We start from the raw sequence: 20385 nt of genomic DNA on the forward strand, positions 1-20385 counted from the left end.
GTTTCCGCTATTTGAGGCGGAAACGCTGAATCTTGCCCGATTCCGTCTTCGGCAAAGCCTCGACGAAGACGATAGAGCGTGGATATTTATAGGGCGCGATCATCGCCTTTACGTGGTCCTGCAGCGCCTTGACCAACAAATCCGAACCGGAGACACCCGGCGCCAGCACCACATGAGCCTGAACGATGTGGCCCCGTTCCTCGTCCGGTTTGCCGACGACGGCGCATTCCAGCACATCGTCATGCGAAAGAAGGGCAGCCTCGACTTCCGGTCCGGCAATATTGTAGCCGGCCGACAGGATGATGTCGTCGGAGCGCGCGGCGAAGTGGAAATAGCCATCTTCGTCCTGAATGAAGCTATCGCCCGTCAGGTTCCAACCAGCGCGCACGTAGTCTGCCTGCCGATGGTCGGCGAGATATCGGCAGCCGATCGGGCCACGAACGACGAGCTTGCCGATCGTACCGCGCGGCACCTCATTCATATCCTCATCCACAACGCGGGCTTCATAGCCCGTCAACGGCTTGCCGGTGCAGTTCGCCTTAGCATCGGAAAGCCGGTTGGAGATGAAGATATGCAGTAACTCCGTCGAGCCGATACCGTCGAGAATCGGCTTGCCGGTCTTGCGCGTCCATTCCTCGAAGATCGGCCCGGGCAACGTCTCGCCCGCCGAAACGGCGATTCGAAGTGAGGAAAGGTCGGCCCCCTCTTCCATGGCGGCCAGCATGGCACGATAGGCCGTCGGCGCGGTGAAGCTGATGGTCGCGCCATATTCCTGGATGATCTCGATCATGTTCTTCGGCGAAGCATTCTCCAGCAGCGCCGTCGACGCACCGAAACGCAAGGGGAAGACGACGAGACCGCCGAGCCCGAAGGTGAAGGCAATCGGCGGCGAGCCGATGAAAACGTCATCGGGCGTGACCTGCAAGACTTCCTTGGCGTAGGCATCGGCGATGATCAGGATATCGCGATGGAAATGCATCGTCGCCTTCGGCACGCCCGTCGAGCCCGAGGTGAATCCGAGTAGCGCCACGTCATCCCGACCGGTTTTGACCACTTCGAAACGAACGGGCTTGTTGAGCGCGATGCGGTCGAGCTCGGCATCGTGATTGGCGGTACCGTCAAAGCCGACGACCTGCTTCAGGAAGCGGCTATCCTTGGCGACTGTGACCAGCTCCTCCAGTAGTCTCGTATCGCAGAGTGCGAAGGAAATTTCCGCCTTGTCGACGACCTTCGAGAGTTCGCCTGCCCGCAGCATCGGCATCGTATTGACGGCGACGGCGCCGACCTTGGTCACCGCCAGCCAGCAGGCGATCATGGCGGGGTTATTGCCGGAGCGGATGAGAACGCGATTGCCGGGTTTGACGCCAAAGTTCTCGACAAGCGCGTGGGCGATGCGGTTGGTCCAATCCGCAAGCTCCTTATAGGTGCGGCGGCGGCCGTTGCCGATCAGTGCCACATTGTCGCCGAAGCCCTTTTCCACCATCCGGTCGCTAAGCTCGAAGCCGGCATTCAGCCATTCCGGATAGTCGAAACCGTCCATTCGCAATTCGGGCCATTCCCCGAAAGGCGGCAGGTTGTCCCGCGTGAATGTATCGGTATGACCGGTCGGTCCCAGCATTGCCTCGCTCCCAGATAGCAATCAATCGAGCCCCATCACAGCGACCTCCCCAAGGCCCTATGTGTGGCATGGCTAAAAAGATCGCACTGAAGAAAGAAATGTTCAAGCAAGAAATTTTAAGCCTAAAATATTTTCCGCTTCCGATTGATTCAAAAGGATATTTTGAGATTTCCAGAGCGCTGCGCGGCCGCATGATCACGAGATTCAGACAAGAGATATCTTGACGAATGCGACCGGCAAGATATTTTAAACTTAAATAATTTTTCGGAACCCCCACGGTTTCAAAAGGAGGGATAAGCGATGCGCATCGTCTGTATCGGCGGCGGTCCGGCTGGGCTCTACTTCGCGCTTCTGATGAAGAAACTCCATCCCGAGCATTCGATCCGCGTCGTCGAGCGAAATCGCCCTTACGATACCTTCGGCTGGGGCGTTGTCTTCTCCGATGCGACCATGGTTTCGATGCGCGAATGGGACCCCGAAAGCGCTGCCGAAATCGAGGATGCCTTCAACCATTGGGACGATATCGAAGTCCTGTTCAAGGGCACGCGCCAGCGCACATCGGGCCACGGCTTCGTCGGCATCGGCCGCAAGAAACTTTTGAATATCCTGCAGAAACGCTGCGAGGCGCTGGATGTCGAGCTGATCTTCGAAACCGACGTCAATTCCGATCTCGATTACCCCGACGCCGATCTGGTCATCGGCTCGGATGGCCTCAATTCGCGCATTCGCAATCATTATCCGGAAGTATTCCAGCCGGACATGATCACCCGGCCGAATCGCTATATCTGGCTGGGCACAGACAAGCTGTTCGACGCCTTCACCTTCGATTTCCGCAAGACCGACCACGGCTGGTTCCAGGCGCATATCTACAAGTTCGACGACAAGACCTCGACCTTCATCGTCGAAACCACCGAGGAAGCCTATCTCGCCCACGGCCTCGATAAGGTCGATCAGGATGGCTCTATCGCCTTCTGCGAAAACCTGTTCTCCGAAGTGCTCGAAGGCTCGTCGCTGATGACCAATGCCCGCCATATCCGCGGCTCGGCTTGGCTGAATTTCAACCGCCTGATCTGCGGCAAGTGGAGCCATTTCAACGGCAACTCCCATGTCGTGCTGATGGGTGACGCGGCGCATACCGCGCATTTCGCCATCGGTTCCGGCACCAAGCTCGCCATCGATGACGCCATCGAGCTGACCCGCCAGTTCCAGATCCACGGGCACGAGAAGGACAAGATCCCGGTCGTTCTCGAGACCTACGAGGAAATTCGCCGCGTCGACGTCGCCCGCATCCAGAATGCCGCCCGCAATGCCATGGAATGGTTCGAGGTCGTCGGTCGCCGCTATGCCGACACGCTCGAGCCGCCGCAATTCATGTATTCGATGCTCACCCGCTCGCAGCGCATCAGCCACGAAAATCTGCGGCTCCGCGACAAGACCTGGCTTGAAGGCTATGAGCGCTGGTTCGCTGAAAAATCCGGCCTTGCCGTCGGCAATGACCGCTGCCTGCCGCCGATGTTCACGCCCTATCGCCTCCGCGACGTCCAACTCGTCAACCGCATCGTCGTCTCGCCGATGGCGATGTATTCGGCTACGGATGGCGTGATGAACGACTTCCACATTATCCATCTCGGCTCGCGCGCCCTTGGCGGTGCCGGCCTAATCTTTGCGGAAATGACCTGCGTCACCCCGGATGCGCGCATCACCCCTGGCTGCCTCGGCCTGTGGAATGAGGAACAGGCTGCGCAGTGGAAGCGGCTCATCGACTTCGTTCATACGAGCAGCGCCGCCAAGGTCGGCATCCAGATCGGCCATGCCGGACGCAAGGGCGCGACGAAACTCGCCTGGGAAGGCATCGACCAGCCGCTCGCAGAAGGCGAGTGGCCGTTGATCTCGGCGTCATCAGTTCCCTACCTCAAGAACAGCCAGGTGCCGAAGGCCATGGATCGCGCCGACATGGACCGCGTCAAAGCCGATTTCATCCGCTCGGCCAAGCTGGCGGTCGAGACCGGCGCCGACTGGCTGGAATTGCACTGCGCCCACGGTTACCTGCTTTCGAGCTTCCTCTCGCCGCTCACCAATCTGCGCGAGGACGAATATGGCGGCAGCCATGAAAACCGCGCACGCTACCCACTTGAAATTTTCCACGCGATCCGTGCGATCTGGCCGACGGGCAAGCCGATCTCGGTCCGCCTCTCCTGCCATGACTGGACCGATGGCGGCAATACACCGGAAGATGCGGCTATCTTCGCTGCCATGTTCAAGGAAGCCGGCGCCGATCTGATCGACTGCTCCTCGGGCCAGGTCTCCAAGCAGGAAAAGCCCGTTTATGGCCGCCTGTTCCAGACGCCCTTCTCCGACAAGATCCGCAATGAGATCGGCATCCCGACAATTGCCGTAGGCGCGATCTCGGAGGCAGACCATGCCAATTCGATCATCGCAGCTGGCCGCGCCGATCTCTGCGCCGTCGCCCGCCCGCATCTGGCGGATCCGGCCTGGTCGCTGCATGAGGCCGCCAAGATCGGGCTGACTTCCATTCCCTGGCCGAAGCAATATGTTTCCGGCAAGCTTCAGTACGAAACCAATCTCGCCCGCGCAGCCACGGCAACGCCGGCGAAATGAGGATGAAATGACGAGTTCGGGCAAACTTGCAGGCCGCCACGCCCTCGTCACCGGGGCCGGCAGCGGTATCGGTGCCGCGATCGCCAGGGCGCTTACCGCCGAAGGCGCACGTGTCAGTCTGGCCGGCCGCCGCAGGGAGCCGCTGGAGGCGGTTGCCGCCGACATCGGCGCTCAGGCTTTTGTGGTCGATGGGTTCGATGTCACCAACACCGAAACCGTAGCCCAGGGCCTTGCCAAAGCACGCGAAAAATTCGGCCCGGTCGACGTTCTCGTCAACAATGCGGGCGAAGCGCCGAGCGCGCCGTTCGAGAAGACAAGTCTTGAGGCCTGGAACCACGTCTTATCGGTCGATCTGACGGGCGTTTTCGTTGTGACACAGGCAGTTCTTCCCGACTTGAAAGCCCGTGGCATCGGCGCGCGCATCATCAATATCGCCTCGACGGCGGGCTTGAAGGGCTATGGTTACGTCTCGGCTTACGTTGCCGCCAAGCATGGAGTCGTCGGCCTCACGCGCTCGCTGGCGCTTGAGCTTGCCAAGACCGGCATGACAGTCAATGCCGTCTGCCCCGGCTTCACCGATACGCCTATCATTCAGCGCTCGATCGAAACGATCGTCGCCAAGACCGGGCGCACGCCCGAACAGGCGCTTGCCGAGTTCACGAAGTCCAATCCGCAGGGACGGCTGATCAAGCCGGAGGAAGTTGCCGACACCGTGCTCTGGCTGGCATCGCCGGCCGCGGCATCGATCAATGGACAGGCAATTGCGGTTGCCGGTGGGGAGATTTAAACGCCATGAGCGATCGGGACATGACGATGAAAGGGCATCTGAAGCCCTTCAGAGACTATAAGCCGGAGCATTTCCTCTTAGATGTCAGTGAAGACGGCCGCGTCGCCACCATTCGGCTGAACCGTCCGGAACGTAAGAACCCGCTGACCTTCGACAGCTATGCCGAGCTACGCGATCTCTTCCGCGATCTCGCCTATGCATCCGATATCCGCGCCATCGTGCTGACCGGCGCCGGCGGCAATTTTTCCTCCGGCGGCGACGTGTTCGAGATCATCGAACCGCTGACCCGCATGGCGATGCCCGAGCTTCTCGCCTTTACGCGCATGACCGGCGATCTCGTCAAGGCGATGCGCAAATGCCCGCAGCCGATCATCACGGCAGTGGACGGCATCTGTGCCGGCGCCGGTGCGATCCTCGCCATGGCCTCCGATCTCAGGCTTGCGACGCCGGAAGCCAAGACCGCCTTCCTCTTTACCCGTGTTGGCCTCGCCGGTGCCGATATGGGCGCTTGCGGCATCCTGCCTCGCATCATAGGCCAGGGCCGCGCCGCCGAGCTTCTCTATACCGGCCGCTCGATGACGGCAGCGGAAGGACAGGCCTGGGGCTTCTACAACGGCCTGCACAGCAACGCCGATCTGGAAAGCGAAGCGGTCAAGCTTGCCCGCTCGCTGGCCGACGGTCCGTGGTTCGCTCATGGAATGACCAAGACCATGCTGAACCAGGAATGGGCCATGGGCATCGAAGAGATGATCGAATCCGAAGCGCAGGCGCAGGCGATCTGCATGGCGACGCAGGATTTCCGTCGAGCCTTCGAAGCCTTCGCCGCCAAGCGTCGGCCGGAATTCCAGGGGGATTGAGTTGATGTCCACGGCAAGCAGCCTCTCCGGCCCGACACGCGATCATCTGGATTGGCCGTTCTTCGAAGAGCGTCATCATCGCTACGCTACGCAAGTCGATGCTTTCGCAAAATCTGGTGTCATGGCTTCGATTGATCACGCCGATGTCGATGCTGCGTGCCGGAAGCTGGTCAAGGCGCTGGGCGAAGCCGGGCTTCTGACCGCCGCAACCGGGTCCTCCGATAGTGAGCCCCTGATCGATTCCCGCATGGTCTGCCTCGCCCGCGAAACGCTCGCCTGGCATGACGGCCTTGCCGATTTCGCCTTTGCCATGCAGGGGCTCGGCACGGGAGCCATCGGCTTGTCTGGCTCGCCTGAATTGCGCTCGGCTGTTCTGCCCAAGGTGCGATCGGGAGACTGGCTTGCCGCTTTCGCGCTTTCCGAAAAAGATGCCGGCTCCGATGTGGCCGCGATGAGCTGCGCCGCCCGTCTCGACGGCGATCATTATGTTCTCGACGGCGAGAAGACCTGGATTTCGAACGGCGGCATCGCTGACGTCTATACCGTCTTCGCGCGCACCGGCGAAGCGCCGGGCACCCGCGGCATTTCCGCTTTCGTCGTCTTCGCCGACGATCCCGGCTTCTCGATTGCCGAACGTATTGAGGTGATCGCACCGCATCCTTTGGCAACAATCCGCTTCGACAATTGCCGCATTCCCGCGTCGCGCCGCCTTGGCGCACCGGGCGAAGGCTTCAAGATCGCCATGCGCACGCTCGATATCTTCCGCGCCTCGGTCGCCGCCGCAAGCCTTGGCTTTGCCCGCCGCGCGCTGGATGAATCGCTCGCCCATGTTCGCGCCCGCCCGATGTTCGGCGCCACGCTGGCCGACCTGCAACTGACCCAGGCCGCCCTCGGCGACATGGCGACCGGCATCGACGCGGCAGCATTGCTGACCTACCGCGCCGCCTGGCGCCGCGATGTTCAACACTTGCCGACGACGCGCGAAGCGGCCATGGCCAAGATGACAGCGACAGAAACCGCGCAAAGCGTCATCGATCGCGCCGTCCAGCTCTTTGGCGGGCGCGGCGTGCGGTCTGGCGAGATAACAGAGAAGCTTTATCGGGAAATCCGCGCACTCCGCATCTATGAAGGTGCGACTGAAGTTCAAAAACTCATCGTTGCGCGCGAACTTCTGAAGACCTAGAGCAGTTCCAGGAGAATTGCGCTGCAATTTTCCGTCCGGAACTGCATGAACAAGGAAATTGAGCGGTTCAGTGCTTTTGAAAGCCACCGAACCGCTCCAATGGGAGATAAGAGCATGAGCCGCGAGATTTTCGACTGGGCGGATCCATTCCGCCTGACGGAGCAGCTGAACGACGACGAACGCATGGTGCTTGAAACGGCGCATTCCTATGCGCAGGAAAAGCTCGCACCCCGCGTCCTCGAAGCCTTCCGCAACGAACAGACCGATCCGACGATCTTCCGCGAAATGGGCGAACTCGGCCTGCTCGGCCCGACAATTGCTCCGGAATATGGCGGAGCCGGTCTCGGTTATGTCGCCTACGGCCTGATCGCCCGCGAAGTCGAGCGCGTCGACAGCGGTTATCGCTCGATGATGAGCGTTCAGTCCTCGCTCGTGATGGTGCCGATCGATGCTTTCGGCTCGGAAGCGCAGAAGCAGAAGTATCTGCCGAAGCTCGCAAGCGGCGAATGGATCGGCTGCTTCGGTCTCACCGAACCGAACCACGGCTCCGACCCGGGCTCGATGGTCACGCGGGCAAAGAAGGTCGATGGCGGCTATAGCCTGACGGGTGCCAAGACCTGGATCTCCAACGCACCGATCGCCGATGTCTTCGTCGTCTGGGCCAAGACGGAAGATGGCCTCATCCGCGGCTTCATCCTCGAAAAGGGCTGGAAGGGTCTGTCTGCACCCGCGATCCACGGCAAGGTCGGCCTGCGCGCCTCGATAACGGGCGAAGTTGTCATGGACAATGTGTTCGTGCCCGAGGAAAACCTGCTACCGAACGTATCCGGTCTCAAGGGGCCCTTCACCTGCCTCAACTCGGCGCGCTTCGGCATTGCATGGGGAGCGCTTGGTGCGGCCGAGGATTGCTATGCCAAGGCGCGGCAATATGTGCTCGACCGCAAGCAGTTCGGCCGGCCACTTGCCGCCAACCAGCTCATCCAGAAGAAGCTCGCCGATATGGTCACCGAGATCACGCTCGGCCTGCAGGGCTGCCTGCGCCTTGGCCGCATGAAGGAAGAGGGTCATCCGCCCGTCGAGCTGACCTCGATCCTCAAGCGCAATAGTTGCGGCAAGGCGCTGGATATCGCCCGCGCTGCCCGCGACATGCTGGGTGGTAACGGTATCTCGGACGAATTCGGCATCGCGCGTCACCTCGTCAACCTCGAGGTGGTCAACACCTATGAGGGCACGCATGACATCCACGCCCTCATCCTCGGCCGCGCCATCACCGGCATCGCCGCCTTTTCGAACTGAGGCCCGCTTTGGCGTTTAAGACCACCAGACCCCTGCGTTTCGGAGATTGCGATCCTTCTGGGATCGCATACTTCCCCTCCTATCTGAACATCCTAGTCGGGGTTCTGGAAGACTACTTTGCTTCGCTCGGCTTTCCCTGGAGGCGATTGATCGACCACCGTCGCATCGGTGTCCCCACCGTGCGGCTCGATCTAACCTTCATGAAGCCGGGCCTGCAAGGCGACGAACTGGAATTCGTGCTTGTCGTCCGCGGCATCGGTCGTTCCTCGCTCGATCTGGAGCATCAGGTCTCGGCGAACGGCCAGGTGCTGTGGACGGCCAAGCACCGTGTCGTCGCCACCTCGCTCGACAACAATCAATCATACGCATGGCCGGACGACATCCGCGCCGCGCTGACCTCTCATCTGGAGATGCCCGATGCACACCATCCTGCAACCTGAAGGCTGGGCCAAGCCGATCGGCTATGCTAACGGTATAGCGGCGACAGGCCGCACGGTGTTCGTCGGCGGCCAGATCGGCTGGAATGCCGCCTGCGAGTTCGAAAGCGACGATTTCGTCGATCAGGTACGCCAGACGCTGAAGAATGTCGTCGCCATCCTCGCCGAGGGCGGCGCGGAGCCGAAGCACATCACCTCGATGACCTGGTATTTTACCGACAAGCAGGAATATCTCGGCAATTTGAAGGGTCTCGGCCAGGCTTATCGCGAAACCATCGGCCGCCATTTCCCGGCCATGGCGGCCGTGCAAGTCGTTGCTCTCGTCGAGGATCGCGCCAAGATCGAGATCCAGGCGACGGCCGTCATTCCGGAATAACGGCGGAGCAATTCCAGGAAAAGTGCGCAGCGGTTTTTCGTCCGGAATGCGCAGAAACAAAGAGACAGAGAGCTTTTGCGTTTCGAAGAAGCATGAAAACTCTCCAGACAGGCGGTCAAGATCATGTCGGCATTGCGCTTTTCGGACACCATCTCGGCGGCGCTCGCCGATGGCATCCTCGTCGTCACCATAGACAACGCACCCGTCAACGCGCTCTCCGCCGATGTGAGAGCAGGCCTGATGACCGCCCTCGATCATGCGGAGACGGACGGCGCAGTTGCGGGCATCGTCCTGACCGGCGCAGGCAGCACCTTCGTCGGCGGTGCCGACATCAAGGAATTCGGCAAGCCGCCAGTCGAACCGCTGCTGCCCGATGTCATCTCGCGCATCGAAACCTTTGCCAAACCCGTTGCCGCAGCCATCAATGGCGCGGCGCTCGGCGGCGGCCTGGAAGTGGCGCTTGCCTGCCATCGCCGCCATGCTGCCCCGTCATCCAAGCTCGGACTGCCTGAGGTCAAGCTTGGTATCGTTCCCGGCGCCGGCGGCACGCAACGCCTGCCCCGCCTGATCGGTATCGCCGCGGCCATTGACGTGATCGCGAGCGGACGCATGGTCTCCGCCGCAGAAGCCCTCAAACTCGGTATTGTCGATGGCGTATCCGGCGATGCTCTACTTGCCGATGCTATCGCGGATGTCAAGGTTGCCAATGCATCCAGCCTGCGCCGCACCGGCCATTTGTCGGTGCCTTCGGAAACGACAGAAGCCGTCGACAAGGCCACAGCGGATGCATCCCGCAAGGCCCGCGGCCAGCGCGCCCCCTCCGAGGCAGTCCGCCTCGTTCGCCTGGCGGCTACCGCACCCTTGGTAGAAGGTTTGGCCGAAGAGCGCCGCACCTTTGTCGAGCTTCGCGACAGTGAAGAGGCGGCCGCCCTGCGTCACGTCTTCTTCGCCGAGCGGGCAGCCGGCAAGGTCGAGGGATTGGAGGCCGTCGCTCCCCGCAAGATCGAAACGATCGGCATCGTCGGCACAGGTCTCATGGGCTCCGGTATCGCCGTTTCGGCACTCAATGGTGGCTACCGCATCATCGGCGTAGAACAGAGCCCAGAAGTTGCAGAAAAAGGCCGCGAACGGATCATCGGCCTGCTCGACAAGGCCTTACAATCCGGCCGCCTCGATGCGGCTGGCCGCGAGGACCGCGTTGGCCGCTTGACCGTTACGGCCGATATGCAGCAGTTGTCACAAGCCGACATCGTCATCGAAGCCGTCTTCGACGATCTCACCGTCAAGACGGAATTGTTCCAGCGCCTCGATGTGATCGTTCGGGGCGACGCCATCCTTGCCACCAATACCAGCTATCTCGACCCGGATGTCATCGCCGCCGCCACTGCACGGCCGGAACGTGTCGTCGGACTGCACTTCTTCTCGCCCGCGCATATCATGCGGTTGCTTGAAGTGGTGAACTGCAAGCAGACGGCGCCTGACGTGCTGGTGACAGCCCTTGCGCTTGCAAAGCGGCTGGGCAAACTGCCCATCGTCTCCGGCGTCACCGAAGGCTTCATCGGCAACAGCATCTTTTCCGCCTATCGTCGCGAAGCCGAATACATGCTCGAAGATGGCGCCTCACCGCAGGAGATCGATGCGGCGCTGGAGGCCTACGGTTTTCCGATGGGGCCGTTCGCCGTCTTCGACATGGCGGGTCTGGAAATCGCCTGGGCACGCCGCAAGCGGCAGGCAGCAACTCGCGATCCTGCGGAACGCTATGTCGTCATCCCTGATCGGCTCTGCGAAGCCGGACGCTTCGGCCAGAAGACCGGTCGCGGTTGGTATGCCTATCCCGACGGCAAGCGGACTGTCGATCCGGACGTGACGGCCATGATTGAAGCCGCCCGTGCGGAGAAAGGCATCGCGCCGAAGCAGTTTACGGCGGAAGAGATTGTCGCCCGGCTGCTGAAGGCCATGACCGACGAGGGCAACTCCCTGCTTTCACAGGGCATTGCCGCCCGCGCGAGCGACATCGATCTCGTGATGATCAACGGCTACGGCTTCCCTTCGAACAAGGGCGGCCCGATGTTTGCTGCAGGCCGTCGCTGAGACACGAATAAGCTCGGGTGCTTGAGGCAATTCAATCCTCCGTTGTTCGGCCGGGTAACACCCTGTAGGGTGCGACAACACTTGGGAGATCGGCAACATGGCACTCCAGCGAATGGACAATGTCGGAATCGTCGTCGAAGACCTCGGGGCGGCGATCGATTTCTTTCTCGAACTCGGCCTTGAACTCGAAGGGCGGGCCACGATCGAGGGAGAATGGGCGGGACGCGTTACGGGGCTGGGCGATCAGCATGTCGAGATTGCCATGATGCGCACGCCGGACGGACACAGCCGGCTTGAACTCTCCCGCTTCATCAGACCGGCTGTCGTCGCAGATCACCGCAACGCCCCGGTGAACGCCCTCGGCTACCTCCGCGCTATGTTTACCGTTGATGACATCGACGAGACGCTTGAAAGACTCGGAAGGCAGGGCGCACAACTCGTGGGCGACGTCGTCGATTACAAGAATATCTATCGGCTCTGTTACGTCCGCGGGCCTGAAGGGCTTCTCATCGGACTTGCCCAGGAACTGAGCCAAGCTCGATAGGAAGGCAAAGCGCCCTTTTCGCGTATCAGGCGGCCGAAGACAGCAGCGTGAACAGTTCTTGCGGCCGATTGACCCCACGAAGCGCGTAGCGGCCGACCGAGACGAGATCGTTGCCACGGTTGGTCGACAGCGCCTCGACGAAATTCGACGACATCAGGATGTTACGATCGGCCGAACGGCACATCGAGGCGATGCGGCTGACCTCGTTGACGGCAGGCCCGATGACCGTGAAATCGAGCCGGTCCATGCTGCCGATATTGCCGTAGAAGACATCGCCGATATGCAGGCCGAGATAGACATCCGTCACCGGCCTGCCCTCGATCTGCCGCTGCGAATTGAGGTCGCGCAGCCGCTGACGCAGCAGCGATTCCGCCATCAGGGCGGCGGCGCAGGCATCAGCGGAATTCCGCGCCTTGAAGATCGCCAGTGTGCCGTCACCGATCAGCTTCAACACATTGCCGCCCGCCTCATGGATCGATGAGATGACCGCATCCGCATAGGCATTCAGCATCGGGATGATATCATCCGGCTCGGCGGTATCGGAGATGCGTGTGTAGTTGGCGAGATCGGAAAACCAGAGCGCCGCTGAAATCCGCTCGGTCTTGCCTCGGGTAATCTTGCCCTCAAGCACATGCCTGGCAGCGTCCTCGCCGAGATAGACCTCGGCGATGGTACGGGCGATGCGGCTCATGCCGGTGCACTTGATGGCAAGCGCGAGTGCCGGCGTCAGCTTGCGCAGCACACGCAGATCTTCTTCCGGGAACCCGACTTCGGCTGCCGTGGCGAAGTTGGAGTAGAAGCAGTCCATCTCGCCGATCGTGCCGCCCTCTTCGAAGCGATGCACCATGGCGATATAATCGGTGTGCCCATCTTCCTTCAGCTTGTCGAGCCCGAAGAAATCCGTCGGTTCACCGAAGCCGATCCGCCGGCGCACTTCGTCTCCGCCCGTCGTCAGCATGTGATAAAATGCCGAACGGACCCAGTTTTCAGAGGCGATCCCCTGGTGCGACGGGCCATATTCGAACTCGCGCTCGATCACCTGGTTGCCATCCCAACGGAAGGCGCGACCCTCATAGACCGGATGCAACGTATCCATCAGCGCCATGGCGCGATCAAGCTTGAGGCCGTGCGCGCAGCACTGATCGCAGAAACCCGAGAGGATATCGACTTCCGCCATCCCCTTGAGACCGGCCTGCATGAGCCAGCTGGCAATTTCGCCGATGTCCTTCGCGTCCATGGATATCTCCCGACCCTATGAAGGATTCGCTTTAGTACGAAACTCTAAGGCTTGGAATGCCGTACTGCACAAAATAGTCTCGACGAACGTAAGTCATTGCCGCTCCTGTGGCACAGAAGCGGCGATTTGACACGCTGGAAGGTGGCGGCGAGGTCTCAGCCCCTCACGATGGGCCGCAGCAAATCCTCCAGACCGATGCGTCGGAAGAGTTCTGCGCGCACCCGGTCGGCAACGCCATTGACGATTTCCGCACCATCCCCAGAGGGATCGATATGTGTCCGGAAGGGTCGCCTACCAAATGGCATATCGACTACATCGACGATTGCAGTTGCCACCGAAGCGGCATCGGCATCCGCCGGTTCCAGTGAGGCTAGCCCTTTCAATGCCTGGTCAGGAACGTCGGCATATGGGCCGTTGTCGTATTCAGCGGCACGGGCCTTGTCTGCCGGCGAACCGGAATGGGCAAAGTGGTTGGTGCCTTTGGTGAAGGCGCCGGGCACGATGATGGCGGTCTCGATGCCCCAACGGGCCAGCTCCGAAGCGTAGGAGACGGCAAGCGAATCCATCGCCGCCTTGGCTGCGAAGTAAGGCGAGAGATAGGGCGGCGTGCCACCACGGGTGCTGGACGAGGAAACCCAGACGACCAGCCCCTTCCCTTCCTTGCGCATATGGGGCAGCACGGCTCGATTGACACGCTGGGTGCTGAGCACATTGATGTCGTAGAGTTCGGCGAACTGCTCCGGCATGAATGCCTCTGCCGGGCCGAAGGACATGTGGCCGGCATTGTGAATGACGGTATCGATGCGGCCCTGCTCGGCGATGACGGCGCCAATGCCGGCATCGACGGAGGCATCCGAGGCGACATCAAGTTCGACGGTCCTGAGATCGACGCCGTTCTCTGCGGCAAATGCCGCTGCCGCCGCAACCTGCGCCGCATTGCGTCCCTTGGTTTCGCGGATGCCCGCATAGACAGTATGCCCTGCCTTGGCGAGAGCGCGTGCCGTCAGAGCGCCGAAGCCGCTCGACGCGCCAGTGATGACAATGACTTGCTTGCTCATGATCCTATTCCTTTGCTGGATTGGCTGCTTTTCGCGATGGGTTGGAGGCCGGCAGGCATTGCCCTGCCACTAGGTTGGCTCAGATCATGCCGCCATTGGCGCGCAGCGTCTGGCCGTTGATCCAGCCTCCATCCGGGCCGACGAGGAAGGAAACAGTAGCGGCGATATCCTGCGGCGTGCCGAGACGTTCCAGCGGGTTCATCTTGGCCATGCGGTCGATGAGTTCATCGCTTTTGCCGTTGAGGAAGAGATCCGTGGCCGTCGGGCCGGGAGCGACGGCATTGACTGAGATCGAGCGGCCGCGCAGTTCCTTCGCCATGATGCCGGTGAGCGCCTCAACGCCGGCCTTGGTTGCCGCATAGACACCGTAAGTTTCGAGTTTCAGGCCGACGATGCTGGTCGAAAAGTTGACGATGCGGCCGCCATCGCGCAGCCGCTTGCCGGCCTCGCGCAGCGTGTTGAACGTGCCCTTGAGGTTGATGGCGATGTGGCGGTCGAAATGAGCGTCGTCGGCATCGGCGATCTTGGCAAGCTGCATGATGCCGGCATTGTTGACGAGGACATCGACACCGCCAAAGGCTGCCTCGGCCGTATCGAACATGCGGCGCACGGCGTCGACATCGGAAACATCGGCCTTCGCGGTCAGGGCCTTGCCGCCTTTCTCCTCGATCTTGCGAGCAAGTTCCTCGGCGGCGGCCTGGCTGTCGGAATAGTTGATGACGACGGTGAAGCCATCCTCGACCAGCCGCTCGGCAATGGCGGCGCCGATACCGCGCGATGCGCCAGTGACGATCGCTACCTTTTTGGAATTGCTACTCATTTTCCTCATCCTTCGTTGCTCTGCGCCGTAGCGCGTTTCGATGAGGAGAAGATGCCCCTTTTTATATGGCGGATAATCGGCCATTAATTGGCATCACTATCCGAAATTGGCGAACAAAAAGATGGACAGATTCGATGCCATGCGGGTGTTCTGCCGGGTCGTGGAACGGCGCAGCTTCACGCTGGCGGCGGAAGATACCGGCCTGCCCCGCTCGACGGTGACGGATGCCATCAAGCGGGTCGAGGCCCGTCTCGGCGTGCGCCTGCTACAGCGCACGACGCGGCATGTAAGCCCGACGCTCGATGGAGAAGCCTATTACCAGCGCTGCCTGCGCATCCTCTCCGACATCGAGGATGCGGAAGGCGCCTTTGCCGGCGCCAAACCGAAGGGGGTGTTGCGCGTCGACGTGCATGGCACGCTTGCCCGGCATTTCGTGCTGCCGAACCTGCCCTCCTTCCTCGAAACCTATCCCGACATAGAACTGCAGATCACCGAAGGCGACCGGTTCGTCGATCTGATCCGCGAAGGGATCGATTGCGTGCTGCGCGTTGGCGCGCTGCAAGACAGCGACATGATCGGTCGTCGTGTCGCCATGTTGGAGGAAGTGACGCTTGCCGCGCCTACTTACATCGAGCGCTTCGGCATGCCGGCCCACCCTGAGAAGCTAGACGGCCACCGCATGATCGGCTTCCGCTCCTCCGCGACGGGCGGGCTCCTGCCGCTGGAATTCCAGATCGACGGCGCGGTGCGCGAGATCACCCTGCCGGCCACCATTTCCGTCAACGCAGCCGAGAGCTATTTCGCCGCCGCCAAGCTCGGCCTCGGCCTGATCCAGGTTCCGCGCTACCACGCCGAGGAAGCATTACGATCGGGCGAATTGCTGCACGTCCTCAAGCAATATCCGCCAACAAGAACGCCTGTTTCCATGCTCTATCCGCACAACCGCCAGCTTTCGCCCCGAGTTCGCGTCTTCGTAGATTGGCTCGCCAAGGTTTTTGCCGGACAGAACGGCGCCGAGACCGAGGCCGGATGAATATTCCATGAAAGCAATCAAATAAATGAAATCGGCTCTTTGAATGCGCGGGAGGCACGCCTACGTCGTAGTGCATTATCCAGCTCGCGATGCCGTTTGGACATCGTGACAGCCTGACGATTTTCGAGAGAGAGCCGATGACCGAACAGAAGCAATTGAAGCTCGGGGCCTTCATGCGTCCCGTCAGCCTGCATACCGGTGCCTGGCGTTATCCCGGCGCCTATCCGGACGCCAACTTCAATTTCCAGCATATAAAGAGCTTCGCGCAGGAGCTGGAAAAGGCGAAATTCGATGCCTTCTTCATGGCCGATCATCTGGCCGTTCTCAACATGCCGATCGAGGCGCTGAAACGCAGCCACACCGTTACGTCCTTCGAACCATTCACCCTGCTTTCGGCGCTCGCCGCCGTCACCGACAGGATCGGTCTGGTCGCCACCGCCTCGACGACCTTCGACCTCCCCTATCACATTGCTCGCCGTTTCGCCTCGCTCGATCACATCAGTGGCGGCCGCGCCGGCTGGAACATCGTCACCACATCCAATCCCGACGCGGCACTTAACTTCGGACTGGAAGAACATATGGAGCACGGCGAGCGCTACCATCGCGCCCGCGAATTCTACGATGTCGTTACCGGCCTCTGGGACAGTTTTGCCGACGACGCCTTCATCCGCGATCCCGAGAGCGGCATCTTCCTCGATCCCGAGCGGATGCATGTGCTTGGGCACAAGGGCGAGGAACTCAGCGTTCGTGGTCCGCTCAACATCGCTCGCCCGCCGCAGGGCTGGCCCGTCATCGTTCAGGCAGGACAATCCGACGCCGGTCGCCAACTCGCCGCCGAAACGGCGGAAGCGGTCTTTGCAGCACCTCGCAATCTCGCAGACGGCAAGTCGATCTTCGCCGATATCAAGGGGCGGATGAAGGCAATCGGCCGCAACCCGGATCACCTGAAGATCCTGCCCGCCGCCTTCATCGTCGTCGGCGATACGATTGAGGAAGCAAAGGCGAAACGCGCAAAGCTCGATAGCCTCGTCCATTACGATAGCGCCATCGCGTCGCTCTCGATCGCGTTGGGGCACGATGCTTCCAAGTTCGATCCGGATGCTCCCCTGCCGGAAACGCCGGAAACCAATGCCAGCAAGAGCGGCCGCGAACGGGTCATCGCCCTTGCCGAAGCCGAAAAACTCACCGTGCGTCAGCTTGCCCAGCGCCTCGGCGGCTATGCCGGCCTTGCCTTCGTCGGCACGCCGCAGAGCATTGCAGACGAGATGGAGCAATGGCTGCACGAGGAAGGCTCCGACGGTTTCAACGTCGTCTTCCCCTTCCTGCCGCAAGGCCTGCTTGACGTGACGACCCGTCTTGTTCCAGAGCTTCAGCGCCGCGGCATCTTCCGCCGCGAATACGAAGGCACGACTTTGCGCGAACACCTCGGCCTGCCGCGCCCGGAAAACCGCTTCTTCAAGGCTACCGCTGAAGCCGCGCAATAAGAGCCCACCACAAGAGAATAACATGAGCCATATTACCCCGATCGACTACGAAACCGCTTCGGACGCCGTGCGCGCCGAGCATGACCGCGAAGTGCAACTGCGCGGCCGCATGACGAACATGAAGCGGACATTGCTGCATTCGCCGGTGGCGCATCGCATCTATGCGGAATGGTTTCCTCTGCGCGAGGAACTGCGCCCGGCGCTGGACGATCGCGGCGTCTGGCTGCTTTGCCAAGCCATCGCGATCGAATGCCGCTCGATTATCCCGGTCGGCTTCTTCCGACGTGCGCTGATCAATGCCGGCCTGACGCCGGAAACGATCGTACCGACTGAAGACGAAGCCCTGCTGATCGAATTCGGCGAGGCAATCGTCAGGGATTCAAACGCGATTCCCGAAGACGTCTGGGCACGGCTGAAAGCCCGCTACGACGAGCCGACCCTTGCCAATCTCGTGGCTTTCGCGGGGATCATGATCGCGACTGCGATCTACAACAATGCCGTGAAGGTGGACATCGATCCGGAGCTTGGGCCTTATCTCGAAGGATTTGAGTTTCCGGCGAAATAGCGAAGGCCCCTCACCCTAGCCCTCTCCCGGCACGCGGGGCGAGGGAATGACCTCTGTGTCCTCGCCCGACTCAGCGCTGAAAGAGGGAACGGTGCCCGACAGGGTGGATGAGGGGCTCTCGCCACCTACTCCAAAGTTACCCAGAAATCGTCGTCGAAAACTCCGGATTGCCGCGGATCGTGTTGCTGACCGTGCAGATCTCATCTTCGGCGGCATGCGCGATCGCATTGCGGATTTCATCGCTGAAATCGCCCTTGATAGTGAACGCGATGTTGAACTTCTCGACGCGCGAGAGGCCTTCGGTGGCCTTTTCGCCCGTTACGACAGCGGTGACTTCGGTGAGCTTGTCGAGCACGCCGAGGCTGCTGGCTGCCATGCGGGCGCTCAAGACCAGGCAGGCGGACAGCGACGAATAGAGCAGATCGAGCGGATTGAAACCGGGTTGTGACGGGGAAGTAACGATGTCGATCTCACCGCCGGTCACCGAGGTCACATGCGGAAAGCCGGTGCGACCTACCGTGGCGGTAGCACCCGTCTGCCTCGTCTTCACTTTCAGTTCGGCCATTTCAAAAAATCCTTGCAATAACAGCGTGAAACTCTTTCCCTCTACATAGGGATTCATCGCGCAGGACACAATTGGAGTTCCTGGCCCTTGCGTCTTCAAACCAGTTAAGCCACCAAATGGTTACAGGCCCCTAGAGCAATTCCAGGAAAAGTGCGTAGCGGTTTTCCGTCCGGAATTGCGTATAATCGTTCTAGCACACAGGCAGTTCGACATGACCGTTTCCGATCCCCGCGCCTTTCTCACTTCGCTGTTCGATGCCGCCGTTCGCGCCGCCGATCCGCTGACCGGCATCCGCACGCATCTGCCGAAAAAACCGAAAGGCCGGACGATCGTCATCGGCGCCGGCAAGGGCTCGGCCCAGATGGCGGCGGCACTGGAACAATGCTGGAATGGCCCGCTAGAGGGCCTGGTGGTGACGCGGTACGGTTTTTCCGCCCCCTGCCGCCAGATCGAGATCATCGAAGCCGCCCATCCGGTGCCGGATGAAGCGGGACTTACCGCCTCCCGCCGGCTCCTCAAGCTTGTCGAGGGCCTGACCGCAGATGATCTGGTGATCGCCCTGATATCGGGTGGTGGCTCGGCCCTCTTACCCTCGCCCGCCGGCACGCTCAGCCTCGCAGACGAGATCGCCGTCAACAAGGCGCTGCTCGCCTCCGGCGCCCCCATCTCCGCAATGAATGTCATTCGCAAGCACCTGTCGACCATCAAGGGCGGCCGGCTCGCAGCAGCAGCCTACCCTGCCAAGGTCGTCTCGCTCGTCGTTTCGGACATTCCCGGCGACGATCCGGCCCTAGTCGCATCCGGCCCGACCGTGCCAGGTGCCGGCTCCCGCACCGAGGCACTCGATCTTATCCGCCTCTACCGCATCGAGTTGCCGCCAGCTGTTCTCGCCCATATAGAAAAGCGCGAAGCGGATGCACCGCGCCCGGACGATCCACGCTTTGCCGGCAATGAGGTTCATCTCATCGCATCGGCCGGGGTCTCGCTGGAGGCCGCAGCCGAGGTGGCCCGCGCCGCCGGAATAGAAGCAGCTATCCTCTCCGATGCCATCGAAGGCGAAGCCCGCGAGGCCGCCCATGTCCACGCCGCCATCGCCCGCGAAGTGCTGCATCGCAACCGCCCCTTCGCCAAGCCGATCGTGCTGCTTTCCGGCGGGGAGACGACGGTGACGCTGAAAGGCAAGGGCAAGGGTGGGCGAAACTCGGAATTCCTTCTGTCGCTCGCCATCGACATTGACGGCCACACCGGCATGCACGCCATGGCGGCCGACACGGATGGCATAGACGGCAGCGAGGACAATGCCGGTGCCTTTGCCGATGCCGGCACGGTGGCGCGGCTTCGCGCTGCCGGGCTGGTTCCCGCCGAGATGTTGGCAAACAATGACGCCTGGACGGCGTTCAACGCAATCGGTGATCTCTTCGTACCCGGCCCAACCGGAACGAATGTCAACGATTTCCGCGCCATTCTGATTCTATAGGCCGCCCAGCGGACGCGCTCAGGCGGAAGCGCTGCAATCGTCGCAGCGCCAATAGGCTGCCGCCATTGACGACCAACGGAAAAAGTGCCGGTGGCAATGGCGGCACTCGATTTCGACGACATGCGTCTTCTGAGAAACCACGAGCGGCTTGACCTGCGCCTTGCGCTCGCTTTTCCATCGCTCAAGCTTCGTAACGGCCATCAACACCCCCAACGCAATACACTTGCCTCGCCCGAAGATGCCACAAAGTAGATTCAACTAATAAAAGAAATATTACAGGCCAAAGGCCGTTGATCGCCCATGCACCGCGGGAAAATTGGAACCAATCCACCCCTCAC

At 61.1% G+C, this 20385-nt stretch carries 19 protein-coding genes; 13 read left to right on the plus strand and 6 right to left on the minus strand.

The genetic code is table 11. The features are described from left to right. Positions 1–7: 7 nt before the first annotated feature. The gene (locus tag QD461_RS01530; RefSeq protein WP_414086169.1) at positions 8–1618 is read right to left on the minus strand and encodes an AMP-binding protein; all 1611 of its coding nucleotides are present in this window, start codon (positions 1616–1618) and stop codon (positions 8–10) included. A 300-nt stretch (positions 1619–1918) separates the two neighbouring features. Here QD461_RS01530 and QD461_RS01535 point away from each other — a divergent pair, with 300 nt between their 5' ends. The 9 genes from QD461_RS01535 (at position 1919) to QD461_RS01575 (ending at position 11808) form a co-directional block, all read left to right on the plus strand. Continuing rightward, the gene (locus QD461_RS01535) at positions 1919–4237 is read left to right on the plus strand and encodes a bifunctional salicylyl-CoA 5-hydroxylase/oxidoreductase (protein WP_414086170.1); all 2319 of its coding nucleotides are present in this window, start codon (positions 1919–1921) and stop codon (positions 4235–4237) included. Between the two features lie 7 nt (positions 4238–4244). Further along, a complete protein-coding gene (locus QD461_RS01540) occupies positions 4245–5024 on the plus strand; it encodes an SDR family NAD(P)-dependent oxidoreductase (protein ID WP_414086171.1) in 780 nt (259 codons plus the stop codon). Between the two features lie 5 nt (positions 5025–5029). After that, positions 5030–5881: an enoyl-CoA hydratase family protein gene (locus QD461_RS01545; protein ID WP_414086172.1), complete on the plus strand. Its 852-nt coding sequence runs from the start codon at positions 5030–5032 to the stop codon at positions 5879–5881. 4 nt (positions 5882–5885) lie between these two features. Further along, positions 5886–7064, plus strand: coding sequence for an acyl-CoA dehydrogenase family protein (locus tag QD461_RS01550; protein ID WP_414086173.1), 1179 nt, complete (start codon positions 5886–5888; stop codon positions 7062–7064). A gap of 114 nt (positions 7065–7178) precedes the next feature. After that, complete coding sequence (locus tag QD461_RS01555) at positions 7179–8360, plus strand: acyl-CoA dehydrogenase (RefSeq protein ID WP_414086174.1); 1182 nt, start codon at positions 7179–7181, stop codon at positions 8358–8360. An 8-nt stretch (positions 8361–8368) separates the two neighbouring features. After that, positions 8369–8800: an acyl-CoA thioesterase gene (locus QD461_RS01560; protein WP_414086175.1), complete on the plus strand. Its 432-nt coding sequence runs from the start codon at positions 8369–8371 to the stop codon at positions 8798–8800. After that, on the plus strand, positions 8778–9173 hold the full coding sequence (locus QD461_RS01565; RefSeq protein ID WP_184702818.1) for a RidA family protein: 396 nt from the start codon (positions 8778–8780) through the stop codon (positions 9171–9173). Before QD461_RS01560 ends, QD461_RS01565 begins: the two co-directional genes overlap by 23 nt. Positions 9174–9296: 123 nt before the next feature. Next, the gene (locus QD461_RS01570; RefSeq protein ID WP_414086176.1) at positions 9297–11264 is read left to right on the plus strand and encodes a 3-hydroxyacyl-CoA dehydrogenase NAD-binding domain-containing protein; all 1968 of its coding nucleotides are present in this window, start codon (positions 9297–9299) and stop codon (positions 11262–11264) included. A 97-nt stretch (positions 11265–11361) separates the two neighbouring features. Then, complete coding sequence (locus QD461_RS01575; RefSeq protein WP_414086177.1) at positions 11362–11808, plus strand: VOC family protein; 447 nt, start codon at positions 11362–11364, stop codon at positions 11806–11808. A gap of 25 nt (positions 11809–11833) precedes the next feature. Here the strand turns inward: QD461_RS01575 and QD461_RS01580 are convergent, their stop codons facing one another. The 3 genes from QD461_RS01580 to QD461_RS01590 all read right to left on the minus strand — a co-directional run bounded on the left by QD461_RS01580 (position 11834) and on the right by QD461_RS01590 (position 14923). Continuing rightward, positions 11834–13045 (minus strand): adenylate/guanylate cyclase domain-containing protein, encoded by a 1212-nt coding sequence (locus QD461_RS01580; protein WP_199148074.1) that lies wholly within the window; start codon positions 13043–13045, stop codon positions 11834–11836. A 155-nt stretch (positions 13046–13200) separates the two neighbouring features. Further along, positions 13201–14103, minus strand: coding sequence for an SDR family oxidoreductase (locus tag QD461_RS01585; RefSeq protein WP_414086178.1), 903 nt, complete (start codon positions 14101–14103; stop codon positions 13201–13203). A gap of 79 nt (positions 14104–14182) precedes the next feature. Beyond that, on the minus strand, positions 14183–14923 hold the full coding sequence (locus QD461_RS01590) for an SDR family oxidoreductase (RefSeq protein WP_414086179.1): 741 nt from the start codon (positions 14921–14923) through the stop codon (positions 14183–14185). Positions 14924–15044: 121 nt separating this feature from the next. On the opposite strand from QD461_RS01590, the gene QD461_RS01595 reads away from it, so the two are divergent. The 3 genes from QD461_RS01595 (at position 15045) to QD461_RS01605 (ending at position 18005) form a co-directional block, all read left to right on the plus strand. Continuing rightward, positions 15045–15956 (plus strand): LysR family transcriptional regulator, encoded by a 912-nt coding sequence (locus tag QD461_RS01595; RefSeq protein ID WP_414086180.1) that lies wholly within the window; start codon positions 15045–15047, stop codon positions 15954–15956. A gap of 137 nt (positions 15957–16093) precedes the next feature. Continuing rightward, positions 16094–17440 (plus strand): LLM class flavin-dependent oxidoreductase, encoded by a 1347-nt coding sequence (locus QD461_RS01600; protein WP_414086181.1) that lies wholly within the window; start codon positions 16094–16096, stop codon positions 17438–17440. Positions 17441–17462: 22 nt separating this feature from the next. Continuing rightward, entirely contained in the window at positions 17463–18005 is a 543-nt protein-coding gene (locus tag QD461_RS01605) for a carboxymuconolactone decarboxylase family protein (protein WP_414086182.1), read from the plus strand. Between the two features lie 136 nt (positions 18006–18141). Here the strand turns inward: QD461_RS01605 and QD461_RS01610 are convergent, their stop codons facing one another. Then, complete coding sequence (locus tag QD461_RS01610) at positions 18142–18570, minus strand: OsmC family protein (RefSeq protein WP_414086183.1); 429 nt, start codon at positions 18568–18570, stop codon at positions 18142–18144. A 211-nt stretch (positions 18571–18781) separates the two neighbouring features. Here QD461_RS01610 and QD461_RS01615 point away from each other — a divergent pair, with 211 nt between their 5' ends. Further along, positions 18782–20047, plus strand: coding sequence for a glycerate kinase type-2 family protein (locus QD461_RS01615; protein WP_414086184.1), 1266 nt, complete (start codon positions 18782–18784; stop codon positions 20045–20047). 18 nt (positions 20048–20065) lie between these two features. Here the strand turns inward: QD461_RS01615 and QD461_RS01620 are convergent, their stop codons facing one another. After that, complete coding sequence (locus tag QD461_RS01620) at positions 20066–20248, minus strand: hypothetical protein (RefSeq protein WP_414086185.1); 183 nt, start codon at positions 20246–20248, stop codon at positions 20066–20068. Positions 20249–20385 lie beyond the last annotated feature (137 nt).

This window comes from Rhizobium sp. BR 314 (genome assembly GCF_047445805.1).
In the GTDB taxonomy this organism is placed as follows: Bacteria; Pseudomonadota; Alphaproteobacteria; order Rhizobiales; family Rhizobiaceae; genus Rhizobium; species Rhizobium lusitanum_B.

Excerpts from the sequence above, each read along its gene's own strand:
- QD461_RS01580 (WP_199148074.1), bottom strand. The coding sequence starts at position 13,045 with ATGGACGCGAAGGACATCGGCGAAATTGCCAGCTGGCTCATGCAGGCC.
- QD461_RS01540 (WP_414086171.1), top strand. The coding sequence starts at position 4,245 with ATGACGAGTTCGGGCAAACTTGCAGGCCGCCACGCCCTCGTCACCGGG.
- QD461_RS01585 (WP_414086178.1), bottom strand. The coding sequence starts at position 14,103 with ATGAGCAAGCAAGTCATTGTCATCACTGGCGCGTCGAGCGGCTTCGGC.
- QD461_RS01565 (WP_184702818.1), top strand. The coding sequence starts at position 8,778 with ATGCACACCATCCTGCAACCTGAAGGCTGGGCCAAGCCGATCGGCTAT.
- QD461_RS01530 (WP_414086169.1), bottom strand. The coding sequence starts at position 1,618 with ATGCTGGGACCGACCGGTCATACCGATACATTCACGCGGGACAACCTG.
- QD461_RS01600 (WP_414086181.1), top strand. The coding sequence starts at position 16,094 with ATGACCGAACAGAAGCAATTGAAGCTCGGGGCCTTCATGCGTCCCGTC.
- QD461_RS01550 (WP_414086173.1), top strand. The coding sequence starts at position 5,886 with ATGTCCACGGCAAGCAGCCTCTCCGGCCCGACACGCGATCATCTGGAT.
- QD461_RS01590 (WP_414086179.1), bottom strand. The coding sequence starts at position 14,923 with ATGAGTAGCAATTCCAAAAAGGTAGCGATCGTCACTGGCGCATCGCGC.
- QD461_RS01595 (WP_414086180.1), top strand. The coding sequence starts at position 15,045 with ATGGACAGATTCGATGCCATGCGGGTGTTCTGCCGGGTCGTGGAACGG.
- QD461_RS01605 (WP_414086182.1), top strand. The coding sequence starts at position 17,463 with ATGAGCCATATTACCCCGATCGACTACGAAACCGCTTCGGACGCCGTG.
- QD461_RS01575 (WP_414086177.1), top strand. The coding sequence starts at position 11,362 with ATGGCACTCCAGCGAATGGACAATGTCGGAATCGTCGTCGAAGACCTC.
- QD461_RS01555 (WP_414086174.1), top strand. The coding sequence starts at position 7,179 with ATGAGCCGCGAGATTTTCGACTGGGCGGATCCATTCCGCCTGACGGAG.
- QD461_RS01615 (WP_414086184.1), top strand. The coding sequence starts at position 18,782 with ATGACCGTTTCCGATCCCCGCGCCTTTCTCACTTCGCTGTTCGATGCC.
- QD461_RS01535 (WP_414086170.1), top strand. The coding sequence starts at position 1,919 with ATGCGCATCGTCTGTATCGGCGGCGGTCCGGCTGGGCTCTACTTCGCG.
- QD461_RS01545 (WP_414086172.1), top strand. The coding sequence starts at position 5,030 with ATGAGCGATCGGGACATGACGATGAAAGGGCATCTGAAGCCCTTCAGA.
- QD461_RS01610 (WP_414086183.1), bottom strand. The coding sequence starts at position 18,570 with ATGGCCGAACTGAAAGTGAAGACGAGGCAGACGGGTGCTACCGCCACG.
- QD461_RS01570 (WP_414086176.1), top strand. The coding sequence starts at position 9,297 with ATGTCGGCATTGCGCTTTTCGGACACCATCTCGGCGGCGCTCGCCGAT.
- QD461_RS01620 (WP_414086185.1), bottom strand. The coding sequence starts at position 20,248 with ATGGCCGTTACGAAGCTTGAGCGATGGAAAAGCGAGCGCAAGGCGCAG.